General features: G+C 41.9%; 14 protein-coding genes. 5 read left to right on the top strand and 9 right to left on the bottom strand.

All coding sequences use genetic code 11. The features are described from left to right. Positions 1-13: 13 nt before the first annotated feature. The 6 genes from hisS to ndk form a co-directional block, all read right to left on the bottom strand. On the bottom strand, positions 14-1,294 hold the full coding sequence (hisS, locus tag MTF68_RS04080; protein WP_004586991.1) for a histidine--tRNA ligase: 1,281 nt from the start codon (positions 1,292-1,294) through the stop codon (positions 14-16). 280 nt (positions 1,295-1,574) lie between these two features. Then, a complete protein-coding gene (gene ispG, locus MTF68_RS04085; RefSeq protein WP_004586992.1) occupies positions 1,575-2,693 on the bottom strand; it encodes a flavodoxin-dependent (E)-4-hydroxy-3-methylbut-2-enyl-diphosphate synthase in 1,119 nt (372 codons plus the stop codon). A 5-nt stretch (positions 2,694-2,698) separates the two neighbouring features. Beyond that, complete coding sequence (locus MTF68_RS04090; RefSeq protein WP_248461741.1) at positions 2,699-3,595, bottom strand: RodZ domain-containing protein; 897 nt, start codon at positions 3,593-3,595, stop codon at positions 2,699-2,701. Continuing rightward, a complete protein-coding gene (pilW, locus tag MTF68_RS04095) occupies positions 3,592-5,457 on the bottom strand; it encodes a type IV pilus biogenesis/stability protein PilW (protein ID WP_248461742.1) in 1,866 nt (621 codons plus the stop codon). Before pilW ends, MTF68_RS04090 begins: the two co-directional genes overlap by 4 nt. Before the next feature lie 126 nt (positions 5,458-5,583). Beyond that, entirely contained in the window at positions 5,584-6,714 is a 1,131-nt protein-coding gene (locus MTF68_RS04100) for a bifunctional tRNA (adenosine(37)-C2)-methyltransferase TrmG/ribosomal RNA large subunit methyltransferase RlmN (protein WP_248461743.1), read from the bottom strand. A gap of 184 nt (positions 6,715-6,898) precedes the next feature. Beyond that, positions 6,899-7,330, bottom strand: a complete 432-nt coding sequence (gene ndk / locus MTF68_RS04105; protein ID WP_004586996.1) for a nucleoside-diphosphate kinase — start codon at positions 7,328-7,330, stop codon at positions 6,899-6,901. 217 nt (positions 7,331-7,547) lie between these two features. Here ndk and yegQ point away from each other — a divergent pair, with 217 nt between their 5' ends. The 5 genes from yegQ to MTF68_RS04130 all read left to right on the top strand — a co-directional run bounded on the left by yegQ (position 7,548) and on the right by MTF68_RS04130 (position 14,792). Next, positions 7,548-8,939, top strand: a complete 1,392-nt coding sequence (yegQ, locus tag MTF68_RS04110; RefSeq protein ID WP_248461744.1) for a tRNA 5-hydroxyuridine modification protein YegQ — start codon at positions 7,548-7,550, stop codon at positions 8,937-8,939. Positions 8,940-8,947: 8 nt separating this feature from the next. Beyond that, complete coding sequence (locus tag MTF68_RS04115; protein WP_055255597.1) at positions 8,948-9,202, top strand: YfhL family 4Fe-4S dicluster ferredoxin; 255 nt, start codon at positions 8,948-8,950, stop codon at positions 9,200-9,202. A 132-nt stretch (positions 9,203-9,334) separates the two neighbouring features. After that, positions 9,335-10,660, top strand: a complete 1,326-nt coding sequence (locus MTF68_RS04120; protein ID WP_248461745.1) for a PAS domain-containing methyl-accepting chemotaxis protein — start codon at positions 9,335-9,337, stop codon at positions 10,658-10,660. A gap of 470 nt (positions 10,661-11,130) precedes the next feature. Beyond that, entirely contained in the window at positions 11,131-14,058 is a 2,928-nt protein-coding gene (locus MTF68_RS04125; RefSeq protein WP_248461746.1) for a TonB-dependent receptor, read from the top strand. A 98-nt stretch (positions 14,059-14,156) separates the two neighbouring features. After that, positions 14,157-14,792 (top strand): isoprenylcysteine carboxylmethyltransferase family protein, encoded by a 636-nt coding sequence (locus MTF68_RS04130; RefSeq protein WP_055255594.1) that lies wholly within the window; start codon positions 14,157-14,159, stop codon positions 14,790-14,792. A 1-nt stretch (position 14,793) separates the two neighbouring features. Here the strand turns inward: MTF68_RS04130 and MTF68_RS04135 are convergent, their stop codons facing one another. Genes MTF68_RS04135 through MTF68_RS04145 form a run of 3 tightly spaced genes read right to left on the bottom strand, consistent with a single transcriptional unit; the run spans position 14,794 to position 19,433 of the window. Further along, positions 14,794-16,827 carry an EAL domain-containing protein gene (locus tag MTF68_RS04135; protein WP_248461747.1) on the bottom strand — a complete coding sequence of 678 codons (2,034 nt, stop codon included), beginning with the start codon at positions 16,825-16,827 and terminating at the stop codon, positions 14,794-14,796. A gap of 3 nt (positions 16,828-16,830) precedes the next feature. Beyond that, a complete protein-coding gene (locus tag MTF68_RS04140) occupies positions 16,831-17,364 on the bottom strand; it encodes a YfiR family protein (protein ID WP_248461748.1) in 534 nt (177 codons plus the stop codon). An 8-nt stretch (positions 17,365-17,372) separates the two neighbouring features. Continuing rightward, complete coding sequence (locus MTF68_RS04145; RefSeq protein ID WP_248461749.1) at positions 17,373-19,433, bottom strand: TonB-dependent receptor; 2,061 nt, start codon at positions 19,431-19,433, stop codon at positions 17,373-17,375. Positions 19,434-19,474: the final 41 nt, after the last annotated feature.

A 19,474-nucleotide genomic window follows, 5' to 3' on the forward strand; every position in this document is an offset into this window, starting at 1 on the left:
CTCTTAAGTTAGCTTAGCTATTGATAAGCTCAGCTAATAGCGCTTTAGCTTGTTCTAATTCTAGTGTGACTTGCTCTTTACGCTCACGTAAATATTTGATGGTCACAACGCCTTTTTCTAATTCATCTTCGCCAATTATAACGGCCACTAGTGCATCGCTTTTATCAGCTCGTTTTAGTTGTTTTTTAAAGTTACCGCCGCCGGCATGCACCATAACGCGTAAACCGGGTACGTCGCTACGCAGTTGCGCTGCAATGGCAGGGGCTTGTACGCTGGCTTTGTCGCCCATTGCCGCTAAATATACATCAGCATTACGGCGAATGTCACCTACACACTCAAGTGCTTGGAGTAACAGTACTAAGCGCTCTAGACCCATAGCGAAACCAACTGCGGGCGTTGCTTTGCCGCCAAGTTGCTCAACTAAGCCATCGTAGCGTCCGCCAGCACACACTGTACCTTGTGCACCTAGGCTATCTGTTACCCATTCAAATACGGTGCGGTTGTAGTAGTCTAAACCACGTACTAACTTTTCATTAACCGTGTATATGACGCCAGCTGCGTCTAAACGTTCACATAAATTTGCAAAATGTTCTTTTGATTCAGCATCTAAATGCTCAGACAATTTAGGCGCATCCACTAAGATTGCTTGCACGTCTGGGTTTTTGCTATCAAGTACACGTAATGGGTTTGAGTACATACGGCGCTTTGAATCTTCATCAAGCACGTCGGTATGCTGTTCAAGGTAGGCAACGAGTGCATCGCGGTAATCAGCACGTGCTTCGTTAGAGCCTAACGAGTTAAGCTCTAAACGTACGTGTTCGTTAATGCCAAATGCTTTCCATAATTGCGCGGTAAGTAAAATAACTTCTGCGTCTATGTCGGCTGTGGCAATACCAAATGTTTCTAAACCAAATTGGTGAAACTGACGGTAGCGGCCTTTTTGAGGGCGCTCATGACGAAACATCGGGCCCATGTACCACAGGCGCTGCTCTTGGTTATAAAGCAAGCCATTTTGGTTACCTGCACGTACACACACTGCGGTGCCTTCTGGGCGAAGGGTTAGCATGTCGCCGTTACGATCGGCAAAGGTGTACATTTCTTTTTCTACTATATCGGTTACTTCACCAATAGAGCGTTTAAATAAGTCGGTTGATTCTACAATAGGAAAACGAATTTCTTGATAACCGAACGATGCTACTGTCTCGCGTAAAATGTTTTCTACTTTCTGCCAAACTTGCGTGTCGCCCGGCAGACAATCGTTCATACCGCGAACTGCCTGAATTTGTTTTGCCACTGATAAATCCTAATTACTGTTTATGTGTAATAAAAAATGCTTACACAACAAGAATGCTAAAAATTGACCCGTCATTATATACCCAAATGACCCCATGATGCGAGCGTCGTTGGAATTAAAAGCGATTTAGGCAAGGCATTGATTGAAAGTAATAGTGGTTCTATTGTTAAAATCAATAACGCAGTATAAATCGCTGAATTCTGTATCTTGGGGTCGTTTGGGTATCCTCTAGCTATAAAGCTAAACGCCAAACACCGTGGTTTGGCGCTTTATACGGTATTTATTCGACTATTTTAATGTCGATAGGTGTTTGCTGCTCTTTTTGAGCAATAAAGTCGCGCACGTAGCCTTCAAGCTGGTCAACAATATTGTTGTTATCAATACGCGCTTTTTGACGCTCGCCATTAATGTATAAACCTGAGCGGCGGTTTGCACCGGCAAGGCCAATATCACTAACTAGGGCTTCGCCTGGGCCGTTAACGACACAGCCAATTACCGAAACAGACATTGGCTCAACAACATCTTCTAGGCGCTCTTCAAGCTGGTTCATGGTGCTTACTACATCAAACTCTTGACGTGAGCAGCTAGGGCAGGCAATAAAGTTAATACCGCGAGAGCGTATACGCAGCGATTTTAAAATATCAAAACCTACTTTGATTTCTTGAACTGGGTCGGCAGCAAGTGATACACGTAGCGTATCGCCAATACCTTCGGCAAGTAACATGCCTAAGCCTACAGCCGATTTAACCGAGCCTGAGCGCATGCCGCCGGCTTCGGTGATCCCTAAATGCAGGGGTTGATCTATTTCTTTAGCAAGTAAACGATAAGCGCCTACAGCTAAAAATACGTCTGATGCTTTTACCGATATTTTAAATTGGTCAAAATCAAGGCGGCGTAATATATCTACATGGCGCATTGCTGATTCAAGTAATGCTTCGGGAGTTGGCTCGCCGTATTTTTCTTGTAGGTCGCGCTCTAATGAGCCGCCATTTACACCAATACGAATAGGAATATTATGCTCACGTGCTGAGTCTACAACGGCTCTAATACGCTCTTCACTGCCTATATTTCCTGGGTTTATACGTAGGCAATCTACGCCGTATTTTGCCACTTTTAACGCTATGCGGTAATCAAAGTGAATATCGGCTACAAGCGGTATACTAACTTGCTCTTTTATACTTTTAAACGCTTCTGCTGCATCCATAGTTGGTACAGATACACGCACTATATCGGCGCCGGCATCTTGTATTGCTTGGATTTGCGCTACCGTGGCATCTATATCCATGGTGTCGGTATTGGTCATCGACTGCACGGCAATAGGGGCACCGTCACCAATAGGTACGTTGCCTACATTGATGCGGGTTGATTTTCTGCGTTTAATTGGAGATTCTGAAAACATAGCGACTACTCTGCTAATGGTAATTTAAATTTGGCTAAACGATTTTTAGGATAACCAGAAATATCAACTGGCTCGCCGTTTAGAGAAACACTAACTACGTCGTGCTTACCTAGCACAACTGAAAAAGGCGGGGTACCGCTTACAGCCATTTTATAGCCTGCTTTTTTTACGCCAAATGCTATGCGCTCACCTTCGCCATCGTGTATTTCTACCCAGCTCTCATCGTTAAACACCATGTTAATTGTACTGGTGTTACTTTGCGTGTCGGGCTCGTTAGTGGCTGTTTGGGTGCTAGCGGCAATAGGCGCCGTGGCATTAACGGCTTCATTTAAGGGGACTTGTTCAGCGCTTATAGGCATTACAGCCGGTGTGCGCTCAACTGCCTGTGTTGCTTGCATTTGCGAGGTGTTCTCGCTTTCGTTATTTAGCGCGTTGTTATTTTGCTGGTTATCTAAAATTGAATTTTCAATATTGATTGTGCTTGTTTGCTCATCGATAGGCGTAGCATTTTGCCAAAACCATAAGGCAGATGAGCCAATAACAATGGCTAAAATAATGTAGCTCACCAGCATTAGGCGGCTGTCGTGGGCTTCTTTTTCTGTGCGGCGCGAAAAGCTTTGCATGTTAGCCGGCTTTGTAGGCTCGGGCGGTGCTGGCAATTTAGCTAATATAGGGGCGCTATTGACGTGTAGTTCACGGCAATAGTTTTTAATGTAGCCTTTTACAAAGGTAATAGGGCCTAACGTTTGGTACTGATCGCTTTCTAAGCGTTGCAGCTGCGAAATAGAAAGCTTAAGTGGGCCAGTAAGTGACTCTAAGCTTACATTAGCCTGCTCTCTGTGCGCTTTTAATAGTTGCCCAACACTTGGCTCATCGCTTTGTTGCGTAGTTTCTTCTGTCATAATAGGTACGAATTTGGATCCACTAGTAATAGTCTGTGCCCAGGTGTAAGTTCTATATCTGGACTTAATTTATTCCATCGCATTAATTCATCAATTAATACATGCCGCTGGGTAGCTATGTCGTAAAGGGTATCGCCAGCTTTAATCTCGTAATAAATATTAGGATCGTTTAAATAAATTTTACTTCCGTTGATAACACGATCCGACTCCTTTAGACCATTCCACTGCAGGAGTTTTTGTAGTTTAACATTGTATCGCACTGAAATGCTAAATAGGTTTTCACCAAACTCAATAATATGAAAAGGCACCTTTAAAGGGGGTACTTTTGGATTAAGCATGGGAGGCTCTTGTTTTACACTTGGTTGGTAGTTTTTTAGTGTAATGTCGTTACTGTCGCTGTATGGGTTATTACTAAATACCGCACTGTCTTTTTTAGCCTCATAAAATACTACCGAATTATTTAAGCCCGTATTCTGTGGGCCATTTGCAGCAGGGCGTGTATTTTGTGGGGTGTTAAAGTTAGCTTGTTTGGGCGCACCAAATGAAATTATTTTTACTTCGTCATCATCTTTGGGTGTTTGTTTAGCGACGGCTTTTGGTGGCTCAGCTGTGGGAGTAGACGTTTGTTGCGCTTGGTGATCCGTTGTTAAAGCCAAAAGCACCGCTGCGGTATCTGTTTTAGACTCTGCAGGCACATATGTTGTAGTTGCTACTTGGGCAGTATTTGTTACGGTTGGAGCCGCTGCCGCAGCTGGCACTACTGCTTTTGTTGTTGTAACTACTTCAGCCTGCGTTGGTTGAGCCGCTGGCGTGAAAGTGCTAGCGTCATCATTTTGCTCAGCTACGGTTTTTTGTTTGTTTGCTGCGGCAATGGTTGCCTGTGCTTTTGCCGTCTCATTTAATACTGGGCTTGAAGGCTCAACCCCTGGAGAAATTAAGCTGGTCGAATTATCGGTAGTTGGGCGCTTTTTTCGGATAATTTTAATTTTTGGTTGCTCAACACTGATTTGCTCTTCGCCATACTGCTCTTGAAGCTCTTCGAGCTGCGCTTTACGGTATTTTTCGCGCAGTATTTCAAACTCAGTTTGTTTAGTTCGATTATCGCGAATAGCATAGGCTTGCTTACTTGTTGGGTAAGTTTGCATTATGGTGGCGGCAATTTTTTCTGCTTCTTCTATTCTGCCCATGCGCTGCTTAATTAAATAACCAAGCAATAAAGCACGTGCAGACACTCGGCCGGTGTCGTCATGGCGCTTTAATACTTCGCTGGCTTTATGTAAATCGCTTTTAGCATAAAAAAGGGCGGCTAAGCTTATTAGGGTCGATGTACGTTGCGAGCTGTGATTAAGTGCTTGTTTAAAGTAACTCTCTGCATTTTCAAAGTCGTTAAATTCTATGGCACATAATGCAAGGTTTTCGTAGCTTTCGGCAACGCGAATATAGCTTGGAATATCAATTGCTTTTAAAAATTGATCGGTCGCGCGGTCATACTCTTCAATACTACATAAAAACACACCGTAGTTATTAAGCGTGTTCGGATCGTCAGGCTTAATTGCTAATGCTTTTTGATAGGCTTTATCGGCACGCTCTTTTTCGCCTACTTGTTGGTAATAATAAGCAAGAGAGTAATGTACTTCAGGTAGATTTGGGGCAAATTCTATAGCTCGCTCAAGGTTATACTTTGCTTGCGAGTTGTTGCCAGTTTCTAAGTATTGTAAAGCGAGGGCGATACGAGTGCGTGCTGCGCCTGCATTATTGATTTTGTTTTCGACGACGGGTTTGTCACTGCCGTTATAACTACTTTCACTTACGCACCCTGTAAGGGCAAGTGTTGAAAGTGTTAAAGCAAGTAAAGATCGCATTACCTTGTCTCTGTTTTTCTATCCATAGCGCCTATCTTACCTAAAACCCTTAGTGTTGCATCATTTATTTAAAAATAAACAACTTAACCACCCTGCACAGGGAATATACGCAGGGTGGTTACAGGCTTATGCTTGCTGGATATTTACGCTAATTGCGTTATCGTCGCGCATTTTCTTTTTCGCCATACGTTTAGTACGGTCAACAACATCGCCGGCTAATTGCCCACAGGCGGCGTCAATATCATCACCACGAGTACGACGAACAATACACGTAATACCCGCAGCTTGTAAAACCTTAGAAAAACGGTCAATACGGCTGTTGCTAGAGCGCGTGTATTCGTTACCCGGGAACGGGTTAAACGGAATAAGGTTAACTTTAGAAGGTGTACCTTTAAGCGTTTTAACCAGCTCATGTGCTTGGTCGGTGCTGTCGTTAACGCCATTTAGCATAACGTATTCAATAGTCACGTCTTTATTTGCTTTAGAGCCATCGATATAACGACGACACGCGGCTAAAAATTCTTCAATTGGGTACTTTTTATTGATTGGTACAAGTACGTCACGCAGAGCGTTATCGGGAGCGTGAAGAGAAATAGCAAGTGCTACGTCTATTTTTTCTTTTAATAAATCTAGGGCAGGTACAACCCCTGAGGTACTTAATGTTACGCGGCGCTTAGATAAGCCAAAGCCCCAGTCGTCCATCATTAGTTCCATTGCCGGCACTATGTTTTTAATATTAAGTAGGGGCTCGCCCATACCCATCATTACTACGTTGGTAACTGGGCGTTTTTCGCTGTTGCCATCAAGGCCTATGTCTTTAGCTACACGCCAAACTTGGCCAATAATTTCAGACACTTTAAGGTTACGGTTAAAGCCTTGTTGCGCAGTTGAACAAAACGTACACTCAAGGGCACAACCGACTTGCGAAGATACACACAAGGTGGCGCGGTCTTTTTCTGGGATCCATACAGCTTCAACTTCTTGGCCGCCATCAAGCACTAATGCGTACTTAATTGTGCCGTCGCTTGCTTGCTGGCGAACAGAGATTTCTGGCGCAACAATTTCACATTCGTTTTTAAGCTTTTCTTTAAGCTTTTTATTAACGTTGCTCATGTCGTCAAAGTTATCAACGCCAAAATGATAAATCCATTTCATCACCTGGTCGCCACGAAATGGCTTTTCACCGAATGATACAAATAGCTCGCGCATTGCATCTCGGTTTAAATCTAATAAGTTAATCTTTTTTTGCTCGGTCATGAAACAACCTCAATCGGTGACGGTGGAGATAAAATTTACAAGGGCGAATTGTACACAATTCACCCACTTTAATCATTAAGTAAAATATCAAAAATGCACTTAAGGATACTTTACGTAATGACTAAAAAAGGGCTCGAAAGCCCTTTTCTTACTTTGCATTACAGCGTTAACTGTAAAACTCGAATTAACGAGTACGTGGGCAAAGCTCTTCGTCAGCGAAGAAGTACGCGATTTCGCGAGCAGCAGATTCAACAGCGTCAGAACCGTGAACAGCGTTTTCGTCGATGCTATCAGCGTAGTCTGCACGTAAAGTACCAGCTAGTGCTTCAGCAGGGTTAGTAGCACCCATGATTTCACGGTTTTTAAGAACAGCGTTTTCGCCTTCAAGAACGGTAACCATTACTGGACCAGATGTCATGAAAGATACTAAAGCACCGAAGAAAGGACGCTCGCTGTGCTCTGCGTAGAAACCTTCAGCTTTCTCTTTTGAAAGGTGAACCATTTTAGCTGCAACGATTTTAAGACCCGCAGTTTCGAAACGGTTGTAGATTGCGCCGATGTGGTTTTTTGCTACTGCATCAGGTTTTACGATTGAGAAAGTACGCTCTAAAGCCATCTTTATGCTCCAATAATTTTTAAATAAAAGTGTGAATATTTACGGGCGCGAATTATACGCGTTTTAATTGAAAAAACCTAATTTTATTAAAAACCAGTTTGGTTGCAGTTTTATGATCTTGATCAAAAGCACAATGTTTGTCGCATTTATAATGCCGCGCTTGTAAATTAATTAATCATGTAACCGACGTGTACTCGGTTAGCTGTATGGAGCGCATATGCCAGCTGTTTCTTCTGTAACCTCTTTTATTCCTGAACTGTTATGCCCTGCGGGGAGTTTAAAAAATATGCGCTACGCCTTTGCATATGGAGCCGATGCCGTTTACGCCGGCCAGCCTCGCTACAGTTTGCGGGTACGTAATAATGAGTTTGATTTAGAGACATTACAAATAGGGATTAATGAAGCCCATGCGCAAAATAAAAAGTTTTATGTGGTTTCAAATATTGCTCCGCATAACGCAAAGGTTAAATCGTATTTACGTGATATAGAACCAGTGATTGCTATGGGACCCGATGCGCTTATTATGTCAGATCCTGGGTTAATTATGCTGGTACGAGAAAAGTGGCCAGCCATGCCTATTCACCTATCGGTGCAAGCAAATGCAGTTAATTATGCAAGTGTTCAGTTTTGGGCAAAACAAGGTATTGAGCGAGTTATTTTATCGCGCGAGCTCTCGCTTGAAGAAATAAAAGAAATACGTACGCTTTGCCCAAATACTGAGCTTGAGGTGTTTGTACATGGGGCGTTATGTATGGCGTATTCTGGGCGCTGTTTGCTCTCGGGTTATATTAACAAGCGCGACCCAAACCAAGGCACCTGCACGAATGCCTGCCGCTGGAATTACGATGTAAAACCGGGCGTTGAAAACGAAACGGGCGACATGGTGCATAAAATTGACCCTAATCAAGTTACACCAAGTCTGGGTGAAGGTGCGCCAACAAATAATATTTACATGCTTGAAGAGCAAGGTCGCCCAGGTGAGTATATGCCTGCATTTGAGGATGAACACGGCACGTATATTATGAATTCAAAAGATTTGCGCGCTGTGCAATACGTAGAGCAGTTAACAAAAATGGGTGTACATAGTTTAAAAATAGAAGGGCGGACAAAATCGTTTTATTACGTAGCGCGCACCGCGCAAGTGTATCGACAAGCAATAGACGATGCGGCATCGGGTAAACCATTCGATACTCACTTATTTAAAACACTTGAGAACTTAGCGCATAGAGGCTACACCGAAGGCTTTTTAAAGCGCCATGCCCACCAAGATTATCAAAACTATGAATACGGTCACTCTGTATCAACTAAGCAGCAATTTGTAGGTGAAGTGCTAGGGCGTGACGAAAATGGATTAGTAAACATAGACGTAAAAAATAAATTTTGCACAGGCCACTCACTTGAACTGATGACACCACAAGGGAACATTATTTTTGAACTTGAATACATGCAAAACAAAAAGGGCGAAAGTATTAGTGATGCAAAAGGCTCTGGGCATCACGTTAAAATTCGATTAGATACACGCATTAATTTAGAGCACGCAATATTAATGCGCAATTTAGATGAGCACCAAGATACCCGCAACCCCTATAAAAAAGTAGCAAGTGAGTAAGCGCTAGCATGGCACTATTTATAAATAATAAATGCATTAACTGCGATGTATGTGTAGATGAGTGCCCCAACAGCGCGATTTTCATGGGGTCAAAAACTTATCAAATAGACCCTGATAAGTGCACCGAATGTGTAGGGCATTACGATAAACCAACGTGTGTCATAGTGTGCCCCATTAATTGCATTAAAAGCGATCCTTTAAATAGGGAGTCACTTGAGCAGCTAGCACAAAAGTATGTAAACCTAGTTGAAAGTGAAGGCTGAACACATAAAAAGGAACATATGCTTACAAATTTAGCAATAAATTAGCTTAAACTACTTATTAATTATCGCGTTATCATTAATACCTCCTATACTGGAAGTAACTTGATTTAGTGTTTTTTGGTAGGGAAATTAATGTTTTTTTCAAAAGGTAAGCAAAACGAAATAGCCGCTTTAAAAGCTCAGTTGTACCCTTTAGAGCAAGTGTGGGAAGGGCTTTACAAAGAAATGCTGGTACTTAATGTACTTTATGATGGGCGAATTTCGCATGCTAACGATAACTTTTTAAACGCATTAGGGTATAACGAAGATAATTTAACAAATAATCAGCTAGGCGATTTTATTGCTGATCAGTCGCGGTTATCACCTGAATACGCAGAACTTGAAAAAGCATTCCAAAAAGAAGGCCACTGGAGTGGGGCTATTGAATTTGTTCGCCAAGATGGTGATGCAGAATGGCTAAGATTAATTGTGCACCCAGTGGTGGGTGAGCAAAATCAGTTATTGTATTTTTCGGTGTTTGGCACCGTACTTACTAAAACCATTACAACCTCTCGTGAACAAAGCGACACAATAAAAGCGATTTATCGTTCTATGGCTGTGATTGAGTTTGATTTACAGGGGCATGTATTAACGGCAAACGATCAGTTTTTGTCAGCCATGGGGTACAATGAATCAGAAATAATTGGCCAGCATCACCGGGTATTCTGTCAAACCGAAGAAGCTAATTCGGCTGAATACCAACAGTTTTGGAGCAAGCTTAGGCAAGGCCAATTTATTGCCGACAGGTTTAAACGTATAGATAAATATGGCAATGTAATTTGGTTAGAAGCCACCTACAACCCTATTTCGAATGATGCGGATCAGCTTTATAAGGTAATGAAATTTGCCACCGTAATTACTGAGCAAGTAAACCGTGAAATTGCTATTTCGCAAGCAGCCGAAATAGCCTATGGCACCTCTACAGAAACAGATAAAACCGCAGAGCGTGGCAGCTGCGTATTACAAGAAACCGTATCTGTTATGAACGAGCTGGCTGTAAATATGGAGCAAGCAGCTAACGAAATTTCGGCGCTGGATCAACAATCACAACAAATAGCCAGCATAGTGCAAAGCATAAGTAGTATTGCCGAGCAAACCAACTTACTTGCACTCAATGCTGCAATAGAGGCTGCGCGTGCAGGAGAGCAAGGGCGCGGGTTTGCCGTGGTTGCTGATGAAGTAAGGCATTTAGCGTCAAGAACATCAAAAGCAACAGAAGAAATTGTGGAAGTGGTGCAGCGTAATCAGTCACAAACTCAAAGTACGGTAGCGGTTATTGAGCAAGGCAAAGAAAAAGCAGAGCAAGGTTTAGCGCTTTCTAAAGAGTCGGGTGAGGTTATGGCAGAAATTCAAGATGGAGCCCAAAAAGTGGTTAATGCGGTGGGCCAATTTACCAGCCAATTAAACTCTAATAACTGATTGAGTAAATACGTTAAAACAACAAGCATAAAATAAAACCGCGAAAGCGGTTTTTTGCTTTAACAAGAATGCGTACCGGCACATATTAAATAATTTGAACTGTGGGTAATAAACCTATCTCTGGCTAGAGAAAATAAATTTAACTATCACTGGAATTCAATTTGTTAGTAAATCTCTTAATCGGAGTTCAGGTGAAGTAAAGCGGCGGGTAATATTTTTATAACAAGGGGTTATTTCCACTTTAGGTAGCATTAAATAGCTTAAAAACGGGCGCATAAACCCTAATAAGAATAAATAGTGAGGTGTGAGTTATTTTTTAACCACAGTTGAGACTAAATTAAGCCAAGCGTTAACAATACATTAAGTTTCGCCATGTAAACTTTGCAGCAATTTGCCATTACGTACTGCAATACGCTAATGGATCACTGATTTGCTTAGCCTAAGCAATGTAAATGGAATAGCTGTAAAAAATGATTAATTGCCTACGTCATTATCCTTTATCTAAAGTATATAAATCTTTATTTTGTGCATCACTTATTACCTCAAGCCCATTTAGCTTAGCTGATGATGCTGCCTCACAAAACGCTAAAACACTGCTTAAAAAAAATATGGAAGTAATTGAGGTACGGGGTATACGCTCAAGCATGGCTGAGAACTTAGATGTTAAGCGTATGTCTGGCTCTGTGGTGGATGCAATTACTGCCGAAGATATTGGCAAATTTCCTGATAAAAATGTAGCGGATTCGTTGCAGCGTGTCCCCGGCGTTGTTATTGAACGCGATGGCGGAGAAGGGGCATCGGTGAGTATTCGTGGTTTATCATCTGAGCTTACATTCACTCAGCTTAATGGCAATTTTATAGCCTCATCACCTGGAGAGCCTTCACGCTCGTTCGATTACACTTTACTGCCCTCTGCCATGATAGAAAGCGTAGAAGTGTATAAATCGCCCGAAGCGCGTTTAGATGAAGGCGGCGTGGGCGGCACAGTATTAATGCATAGCCGCAAGCCTTTAAGCATGGAGGCAAACTCAGGTGTATTTAACGTTGAATCTACTTACGCCGATGTGACAAAAGAGTACGAGCCGCAATTTAGTGGCTTATATTCGTGGAAAAATGACGAAGACACCTTTGGCGTATTAGTGGGTTATACCTATCAAGAGCGTACTAATCGCACTTTAACAGGCAGTACCGATGCAAATGTATGGCGTTACACGGGTGGCGGTCAACCGACTGATATTAATGGTAATGCCGTTGATAACAATAACGGGTGGGATACGATAAGTGATGCCAGCGGTAATCGTTATGATGGCGTGTGGTTTCCGCAAGTTGTACGTGGCTCTGTGCTTAATGAAAAACGTGAGCGTGAAGGTATTCAATTTAGTACACAATGGCGCCCAACTAATCGCTTAGAGCTAGGGTTTAACTACTTTGGTTTTACACTTGGGCAAGACCGAACCGAATCAGTCATTGATATTCCCGAGTGGTCACTCAATCCTGACTTTTTAAGCGCAGTAAACCTGGATGAAACAGGCACCATTGCAACGGGTATGCAATACAATGCCAGTGCTAGCGGTGTTGAAAACGATATGCAATTTCCGTGGATGCGTGGCAGTTATGTACGAGAAGAGTCTACCTCCGATACTATCGTTTTTAATTTAACCTACGAAGGCGATAGCTTTAAAGCCCGCTTTGTTATTGGTAACACTCAATCTGAGGGCGGTCCTGAAGAAAGTTGGGAAGCCGCATATAAAAGCTCAAACGCCGGTGAAAACGAAACCGTTATTCAAAACGCATCGCAAAGCGCAGCGTGGTCTTTAAATGAAAATAATGTATCGCTGAGTATTGATTCCAACACATTAGCTAACTTGCAAAGTGGCTTAGGCGGCGGGCGTGATGCGGGTTCGTCAAATTCAAGCTTTGTGCGCAGCGAACTCGAAGAGGATTATTATCAAGCCGACATCGACTTTTATGTTGATTGGGGATTTTTAAAAACGATTAGAACCGGGGCTAAATACCGCCATGCTAACTTACACCGCGAGACCGGCAATACGTTTTTTTTAGATCCTAACTTTGATATTGCTGCAGGTGAAGCGAGTGAGCAAGGTATAACGCAATTTGATAGCTACCAATGGAATGGCGGTATGCCACTTGCCGAGGATGTGTTTATTAATCAAACCAATATAGTTGGCGGGTTTAATATAAACCAAATGCCCAGCATAGATTGGGATAAATACCGAGATTTAGTAACCGACAACTACACGCCTTATACCCGCATAGAAGATAACTTTGTATACGATATTGAAGAAAAAATATCAGCGTTTTACATTCAAGGCGATTTTGAATTTAGTGAAGTAAGAGGTAATTTAGGTGTGCGCGTAGTACAAACTAAAACATTAACCTCTTCTACCGATTTATATACTTATCAACTTGATCACACCAATGATGAAACAGGCGAGCCGGTAACTGGCGATGCGCGTTTTGTAGAAGATTATCAGTTGGTTACACAAAAAAATACCGACACACAAATTCTACCAAGCTTTAACATAGCGTGGGATGCCACCGACGATTTAGTGATTAGAGGCGCTATTGCTAAAGTGATGGCACGACCAGATTACAGTGATTTAGGCTCGCAGCAGCGTATTACGTTTGTATCAAATGAATGGGCAGAAGACAGAGCCGCATTCAACGAACTTGCAGGTTTTAGTGGCAGTGGCGGTAATAAAAATTTAAAACCTTTTGAATCAGTGCAGGCCGATTTATCTATTGAATATTATTACGCCGAGGGCTCTGCATTGGGGTTAGCGTTGTTTCATAAAAAGGTTGATAACTTTGTTGTGCCGCTGGTAATCGATATGCAGCAAGAGTTTGCAGGTAAAGAAAATATAGTAGAGAGCGGTGTAATTAGCGTTGCGCCATACAGCACAGTGGGTAACGGCACCGATGCGGTATCAAAAGGGGCTGAAGTATTTATTCAACATGCATTTGCAGGTGGCTTTGGTTTTTATGCTAATTACACCTATAACAAAACCAATAAAGCCGATGTAAGTGTAAATGGCGAAGAATTTGGCCAATCGCCATTAATTGGAAGCGCTAAATACCAGTACAACACCTCTGCTTATTACGAAGGCGAGTACTTTACTCTTCGCGCGTCGTATAATAAACGCGGCGAAACAGTACTTGGCTTAAATAGCGGTTTAAATGTATACCAAGACCCTTACGAGCAAGTTGATGTAAATGCCGCCATTAATATATCTGATGGCTTAAGTTTAACAGCCTCTGTTATTAACTTAACTAAATCGGAAACTGTTACGCGTTTAGGTGATGACAGCGATGCGCGTTTATTAAGTTCAAGTTACTCAGGTAGACGCTACTACGCGGGTATAAATTATAGTTTTTAAATAAAAGCCCACTATACGTTTTTAGCACACTAACCTTGTTAATGAATAGCATGACCATTATGATGAAATTATTATAAAAGGATGAAGAAAATAAATTAATGAGTTACCAACCGTTTATAGATGATTCTGCTTCGCTAATCGAATTTACGCGTGTGTATTTAGCGCTTTTTTATACGTTTGTGGCGGGGTTTTACACCGTTAGAATTATTTATAAAAACCGTTCAACGCCTGCGGGTGTTATTTTTCCTGGCGCTAAGTTTTGTACTAGCTGGTGGAATCATATGGCGTTTAAGTTTTTTAGAGCTGCTATATGGTTTGTGTGTGTGCTGCGTGTGTTTGTGCCTGCCACCGATAACTACTTAGGTATGTTTTATACCTTAAATGGGTGGCCGGGGGTTATGTTTGGCAATATTATGCTCACGGCGGGCTTTGTGCTCAGTATGGTTGTTCATTTTCATATGGCGTCACTTTGGCGCTCGGGTATAGACCCAAATGGGCCTCAAACACTTAAAACTACCGGGTTATATAGTTTTTCGCGTAACCCTATGTATGTTGGTGTGGCAACTGCTCAGTTGGGGTTCTTTTTAGCATTACCAAGCTTATTTAGCTTAATTTGCCTTGCTGTGGGCTTATATGCGCTTTATAAACAAATAGCGGTTGAAGAAGCGCATTTAGTAACGCGTTTTAATAATGACTACCTAAAATATAAGCAAACCGTACCGCGCTGGTTGTAGGTTATTCAACGGTTGCTTTTATTTGCAGATGGCTATTTATAAAATCTTGCTTTGAAAGCGGTTTAGAATATAAGTAGCCTTGAATGTAATCACAGCCCAACGCGATTAATTGTGCTTGTTGGGTTGGTGTTTCTACCCCTTCGGCGACCACTTCTACCCCTAAGTTATGCGCCATAGTAATTATGGCTTTAATTAGCGCTATACTGCTGCTGTTGGCTTCAATATTTTGTATAAACGATTGATCTATTTTAAGTATATCAATGTCTAACTGCTGCAAGTACGCAAGCGATGAGTACCCAACACCAAAATCATCAATGGCAATGTCTATATCAAGCGCATTAAGGCGTTTTAAATGATGCTGAATCGCGTTATCTGGGTCCATTAAGCTGTTTTCAGTTATCTCAATTAATATTGTATGAGGTGGCAAATTATAAAGTTTGCACGCCTCTACCCATTGGGTAGCCCAAATACCGTCGCGATCAATTTCTAAAGGTGAGGTATTTACACTAATTTGCACCGGTGTATAGCTTAGTTTATTAAACTGCACCGCATCGCGAACAGCTTGCGATTTAACCCATTCGCCTAGCTCTTTTATCAAGCCATTTTGCTCTGCTATATCGATAAACTCAACAGGGCCAATAACGCCTCGCTCTGGGTGGTTCCAACGGATCAGCGCTTCAGCTTTTTTTAACGTACGTGAATGGGGGTCCCATATTGGCTGATAGTAAAGCTCAAATTGATTGTTATTTAAGCCAATGCGTATTTCTTCTATAAGGCGGCGCTTTTCAATCGCCAGTTCTTCCATTTCGTATGAGAAAAACTCAAACCTATTTCGCCCCTTACTTTTTGACAAATACATCGCTTGGTCGGCTCGTTTTACTAAGGTTTCGACCGATATGCCGTCATGCGGAAAAAACGCCACGCCTATACTCGCGGTTACCTGCACATGTTCGTTTTTTATGGTTATCGTTCGGGTCAGGCTTTTCATTACATCGTGTGCAATGTGCGAAACCGCTGTTGTATCGCTTATTCCTTTTAGTATTAGGGTAAACTCATCACCGCCTAAGCGCGCCACTATGTCTTGCTGTTTTAAGCAGCGGCGAAGTCGCTTAGCCACTTCGTGAAGTAATAAATCACCAAAGTCGTGGCCTAAGCTATCGTTTACTTCTTTAAAGCCATCTAAATCAATAAATACCAAAGAAAATGGTTGTTCAGGATTGCTTACAAGCTGTTGCAGGTGCTCATAAAAAAAACGGCGGTTAGGTAGGTCGGTTAAGCCATCTTGATAGGCATATTGATGCAGCTGAACATTGGCATTTTCGAGCTCTTTTGTTCTTCGTTTTACTTGGTTTTCTAGCAGGTTATCGCGTTGTTCTATAGTTTGCAGCATGGTATTAAAACAGCTTGTTAGCTTACCCACTTCGTCCTTTGAAAGCTCTTTTGCACGTAAGCTATAGTCGTTAGATGAGGTAATTTGCTCTGCTGTTTGTGCTAAATATAAAATGGGGTTTAAAAAACGCTTTCTGAGCATTAGCGATACAAGCAAACTTAAAATAAAGCTAAAAATCATTAAAACAATAATAAACCGGCCATAAAAAGCGGCTCTGTCGTTTAGGTCACTGTCGTCGGCGCGCACAATCAGCGTACCGTAGCGTTGAGCGTCAATTGTTAATGGTGTTTTTACTTCTATTGTATGCGGGGCTGAGCTTTCTTGGCTGTATTTAGGCGATGTTACGCTTGCAAGTTGTTGGCTAAAATTGTTTATCACTTCTACCGATACAATATCGGAGCGCATTAATAACGGCTCAATCAGCTCTTTTATTGCGGCGGTGTCGTAAAATATTAAAGCAGTACTAATATTGGGGGCTAATATTTGCGAGAGTGATTTTAGGCTTTGTGTTTGTTCTTGTTTTGCGGTTTTTAGCTCATACGCGCTAAAAACAGCAGTAACGGTAGCGGTAGAAATAAGCGCAACGCTCATTAAAATAAACAGCAGCTTTTTACTCATTGAGTTGAGTGAGAAGTAGTTTTTCATTGTTTATCCCTCAACAACACGTGCGAGGCGCAGCACTTTTGAGCTCATAGTAATGCCTGCCTTTTTAAGCTTGCTTGGGGCAACTTCAAAGCGCACCTTACTACTTGAAAGGAAAAATCGAATATGTCCTTGTGCGGCTATAAAGCCATCGGTTTCGCCAACTATCATTGTATTTTTTAAATTAAGCGCGGGGTGGGCATCTAACCACATGTTATAGGTATTATCGGTAATAAATACTATATCACAGCCCTCAAGTGCAGTTGTCTCCAGGGGAGTTAGTTTATTTCGTAAGTGGCGATTATGTACTTTTCTGTTTTCTAGGGCGGCATTTGCTATTGCTATAAATTGGCTGTCGGGGCTACAAATTAAAAAGTCGGAGCCGTTTTCGGGTGCAGAATGCCATTGCCCTAAGCGGGCAAAGTTATATAAAAAGCCTGCTTTAAGCACATATTCTTTTTGCACCGCAAACGCGCTTGAGCTTGTACAAAGCGCAAGGCAAAAAAATAGGTAAAGCAATCGATTTAAAGGCTTAAGCATTGGCTCTCTTAAAATGTTGCACTAACAGAAAACGTAACGCACTCGTCTATATAATTAGGAACTGTAAATGTTTCGCGAGTATTGGCGTATTCTATGTGTGAGCCTGCAAATAAATTTTTGCCTGATACTGCTGTGGCCCAGCTATTGTTTATTTTCCAGTTCCATGTAAGGTCTACAGCGGTGTAGTTATCTGTATTGTAAGTACTTGAGTTTTCGGCTCTTAGCGTGGCAAAAATAGAATGCTGCTCAGTTAATTGGTAATTCAGTTTAGTAAATAATTGTCTGTTTACTGAGTCGTAGCCAATAGTAGGGCGCGTTGCATTAGGTAAGTCGTAATCTATTTTTGTATAGCTGTAACCAACTTCGCTGCTTAAGTCGTCAATTAATTGCATCGAGAACAATAAATCACCGCCGGTTGTGGTGGTTTCACCTACCGAAACAAAGTCGTAATCTAAGCTTGTTGTTTGAAGCGCCGCAAATGCTTGTGACACTTCCCCGGCTAAGTAAAAGTTTAATGCAGGTATAAATTGTTCTACATGAGGGTTTAAACTAATTACGGCCACATCATCCGCTTGCGTATTAAATGCAGAAACATCTAAAGACCACTCCGCCTTTGATATACGGTAGCCTAGCTCGTACGAGATATAATTTTCGGCTTTTACGTTATCGTTACCATTTAAAAATGTAGCTATATGGTATTGATCAATTTCAGCAATACCCGACTGCATGCCAATAACGTCTGAGATTTTTTGGCCATTTACTCTAAAGTTATCGTTAAATTCAATTAGTGTAGGAATACGCACGCTTCGTGAAATTGAGCCCCATGCTAGGTGCTCGCTATTTGGCTGATAGGTAAAGCGGGCAAGGGATTGGTTTTCCCAACCGGTTAAATCGTTATGCTCTATTTTTGTGCCTACAATGAGGTTTAACGTATCTGGAATAACACTGTATTGCGCTTGCAGCATGGCACCGTATTGATGAAGGTCTTCTAGGTCTTTATCGCTATTAATAAAAATGCTGTCTTGAAAAGAAATATCATTAAATCGATAATTAAGCCCCCAATCTACTTGGAGTGCTCCGGTAATAAAGTTCATTTGATAATCAACGTCAATCGATTCAAAATCTTCATTTATATAGGGTTGTTCACCATGTTGTTTAAGCCACGACATTTGCAGCATTTGGTTTGCATTATCTGAAAGGCGATGCTCAACACGGGTCATTAATCGCGTATCGCGCCTATCTGCAATAGTTGGAAATTGCTGACTGCGGTTAGACGCATCTACTACCCCAGTAAGGTTTTGGCCGTGCTCTGTGTGGGTATGATCCCCTTGCAGGAGGATTGACCACTCATCGCTTGGCGTAAAATCAGCTCTAAAGCCGCCAGCGTGCTGTTTAGTAAAGTCATTAGGTTTAATGCGGCTGCCTTTTTTAGAAGGTGCGGTATTTTTAGTATTATAGTAGCCCCTGTAACTACCAATATCAGAAATATCACCACCATGGCGAAGGCTTATGTCGGCATTTATTTGATTACCTGTAATTGCTTTAGCGTAAGTGTTGCGTGTATCTAAGCTATTTTTAGTAATGATATTGATAACACCGTTATTTGCGTTATTACCCCATAACAACCCGCCCTGACCACGAATAACCTCAATGCGTTCAATATCGTATAAAGGCACATGCAACGACTCCCAATACACAGCCGCAAATTTGGGGGTATATAGGCTTTGCCCATCTATCATTACTAATAATTTGCTGGAATACCGTGAAGCAACACCGCGTGCAGAAATAGCCCACTGATTGTTATCAAGTTGTCTTACGGTAAGGCCTGGCACCATTTTTAATGCCTCAGGAATAGAGGTAGCGCCCGAGCTGGTAATTTGCTCTTTGCTTAGCACATAAATAGAAGAGGCGGTGTTAAAGGCCGATTGTGCTCGTTTCATTGCAGAAGTTGCTTGAACATCCATTCCCATTAACGCGTCAAGGTCTAAGTCATCGTCGTTTAATGGTTCTGCAGCAAGTATTGGTGAGGCAATAATTAGTGAGCACAATAACTTTTTAGGTATTTTCACCTAGGTTTCTCCACAGGGATCAAAAATCAAAAACAGGATAT

It is taken from the genome of Pseudoalteromonas sp. 2CM37A (assembly GCF_023161885.1).
Taxonomy (GTDB): Bacteria; Pseudomonadota; Gammaproteobacteria; order Enterobacterales; family Alteromonadaceae; genus Pseudoalteromonas; species Pseudoalteromonas atlantica.

Coding starts and splice junctions, on each gene's coding strand:
- MTF68_RS04120 (WP_248461745.1), top strand. CDS start 9,335: ATGTTTTTTTCAAAAGGTAAGCAAAACGAAATAGCCGCTTTAAAAGCT.
- MTF68_RS04125 (WP_248461746.1), top strand. CDS start 11,131: ATGATTAATTGCCTACGTCATTATCCTTTATCTAAAGTATATAAATCT.
- MTF68_RS04140 (WP_248461748.1), bottom strand. CDS start 17,364: ATGCTTAAGCCTTTAAATCGATTGCTTTACCTATTTTTTTGCCTTGCG.
- yegQ (WP_248461744.1), top strand. CDS start 7,548: ATGCCAGCTGTTTCTTCTGTAACCTCTTTTATTCCTGAACTGTTATGC.
- MTF68_RS04100 (WP_248461743.1), bottom strand. CDS start 6,714: ATGACCGAGCAAAAAAAGATTAACTTATTAGATTTAAACCGAGATGCA.
- pilW (WP_248461742.1), bottom strand. CDS start 5,457: ATGCGATCTTTACTTGCTTTAACACTTTCAACACTTGCCCTTACAGGG.
- MTF68_RS04115 (WP_055255597.1), top strand. CDS start 8,948: ATGGCACTATTTATAAATAATAAATGCATTAACTGCGATGTATGTGTA.
- ispG (WP_004586992.1), bottom strand. CDS start 2,693: ATGTTTTCAGAATCTCCAATTAAACGCAGAAAATCAACCCGCATCAAT.
- MTF68_RS04090 (WP_248461741.1), bottom strand. CDS start 3,595: ATGACAGAAGAAACTACGCAACAAAGCGATGAGCCAAGTGTTGGGCAA.
- ndk (WP_004586996.1), bottom strand. CDS start 7,330: ATGGCTTTAGAGCGTACTTTCTCAATCGTAAAACCTGATGCAGTAGCA.
- MTF68_RS04135 (WP_248461747.1), bottom strand. CDS start 16,827: ATGAAAAACTACTTCTCACTCAACTCAATGAGTAAAAAGCTGCTGTTT.
- MTF68_RS04130 (WP_055255594.1), top strand. CDS start 14,157: ATGAGTTACCAACCGTTTATAGATGATTCTGCTTCGCTAATCGAATTT.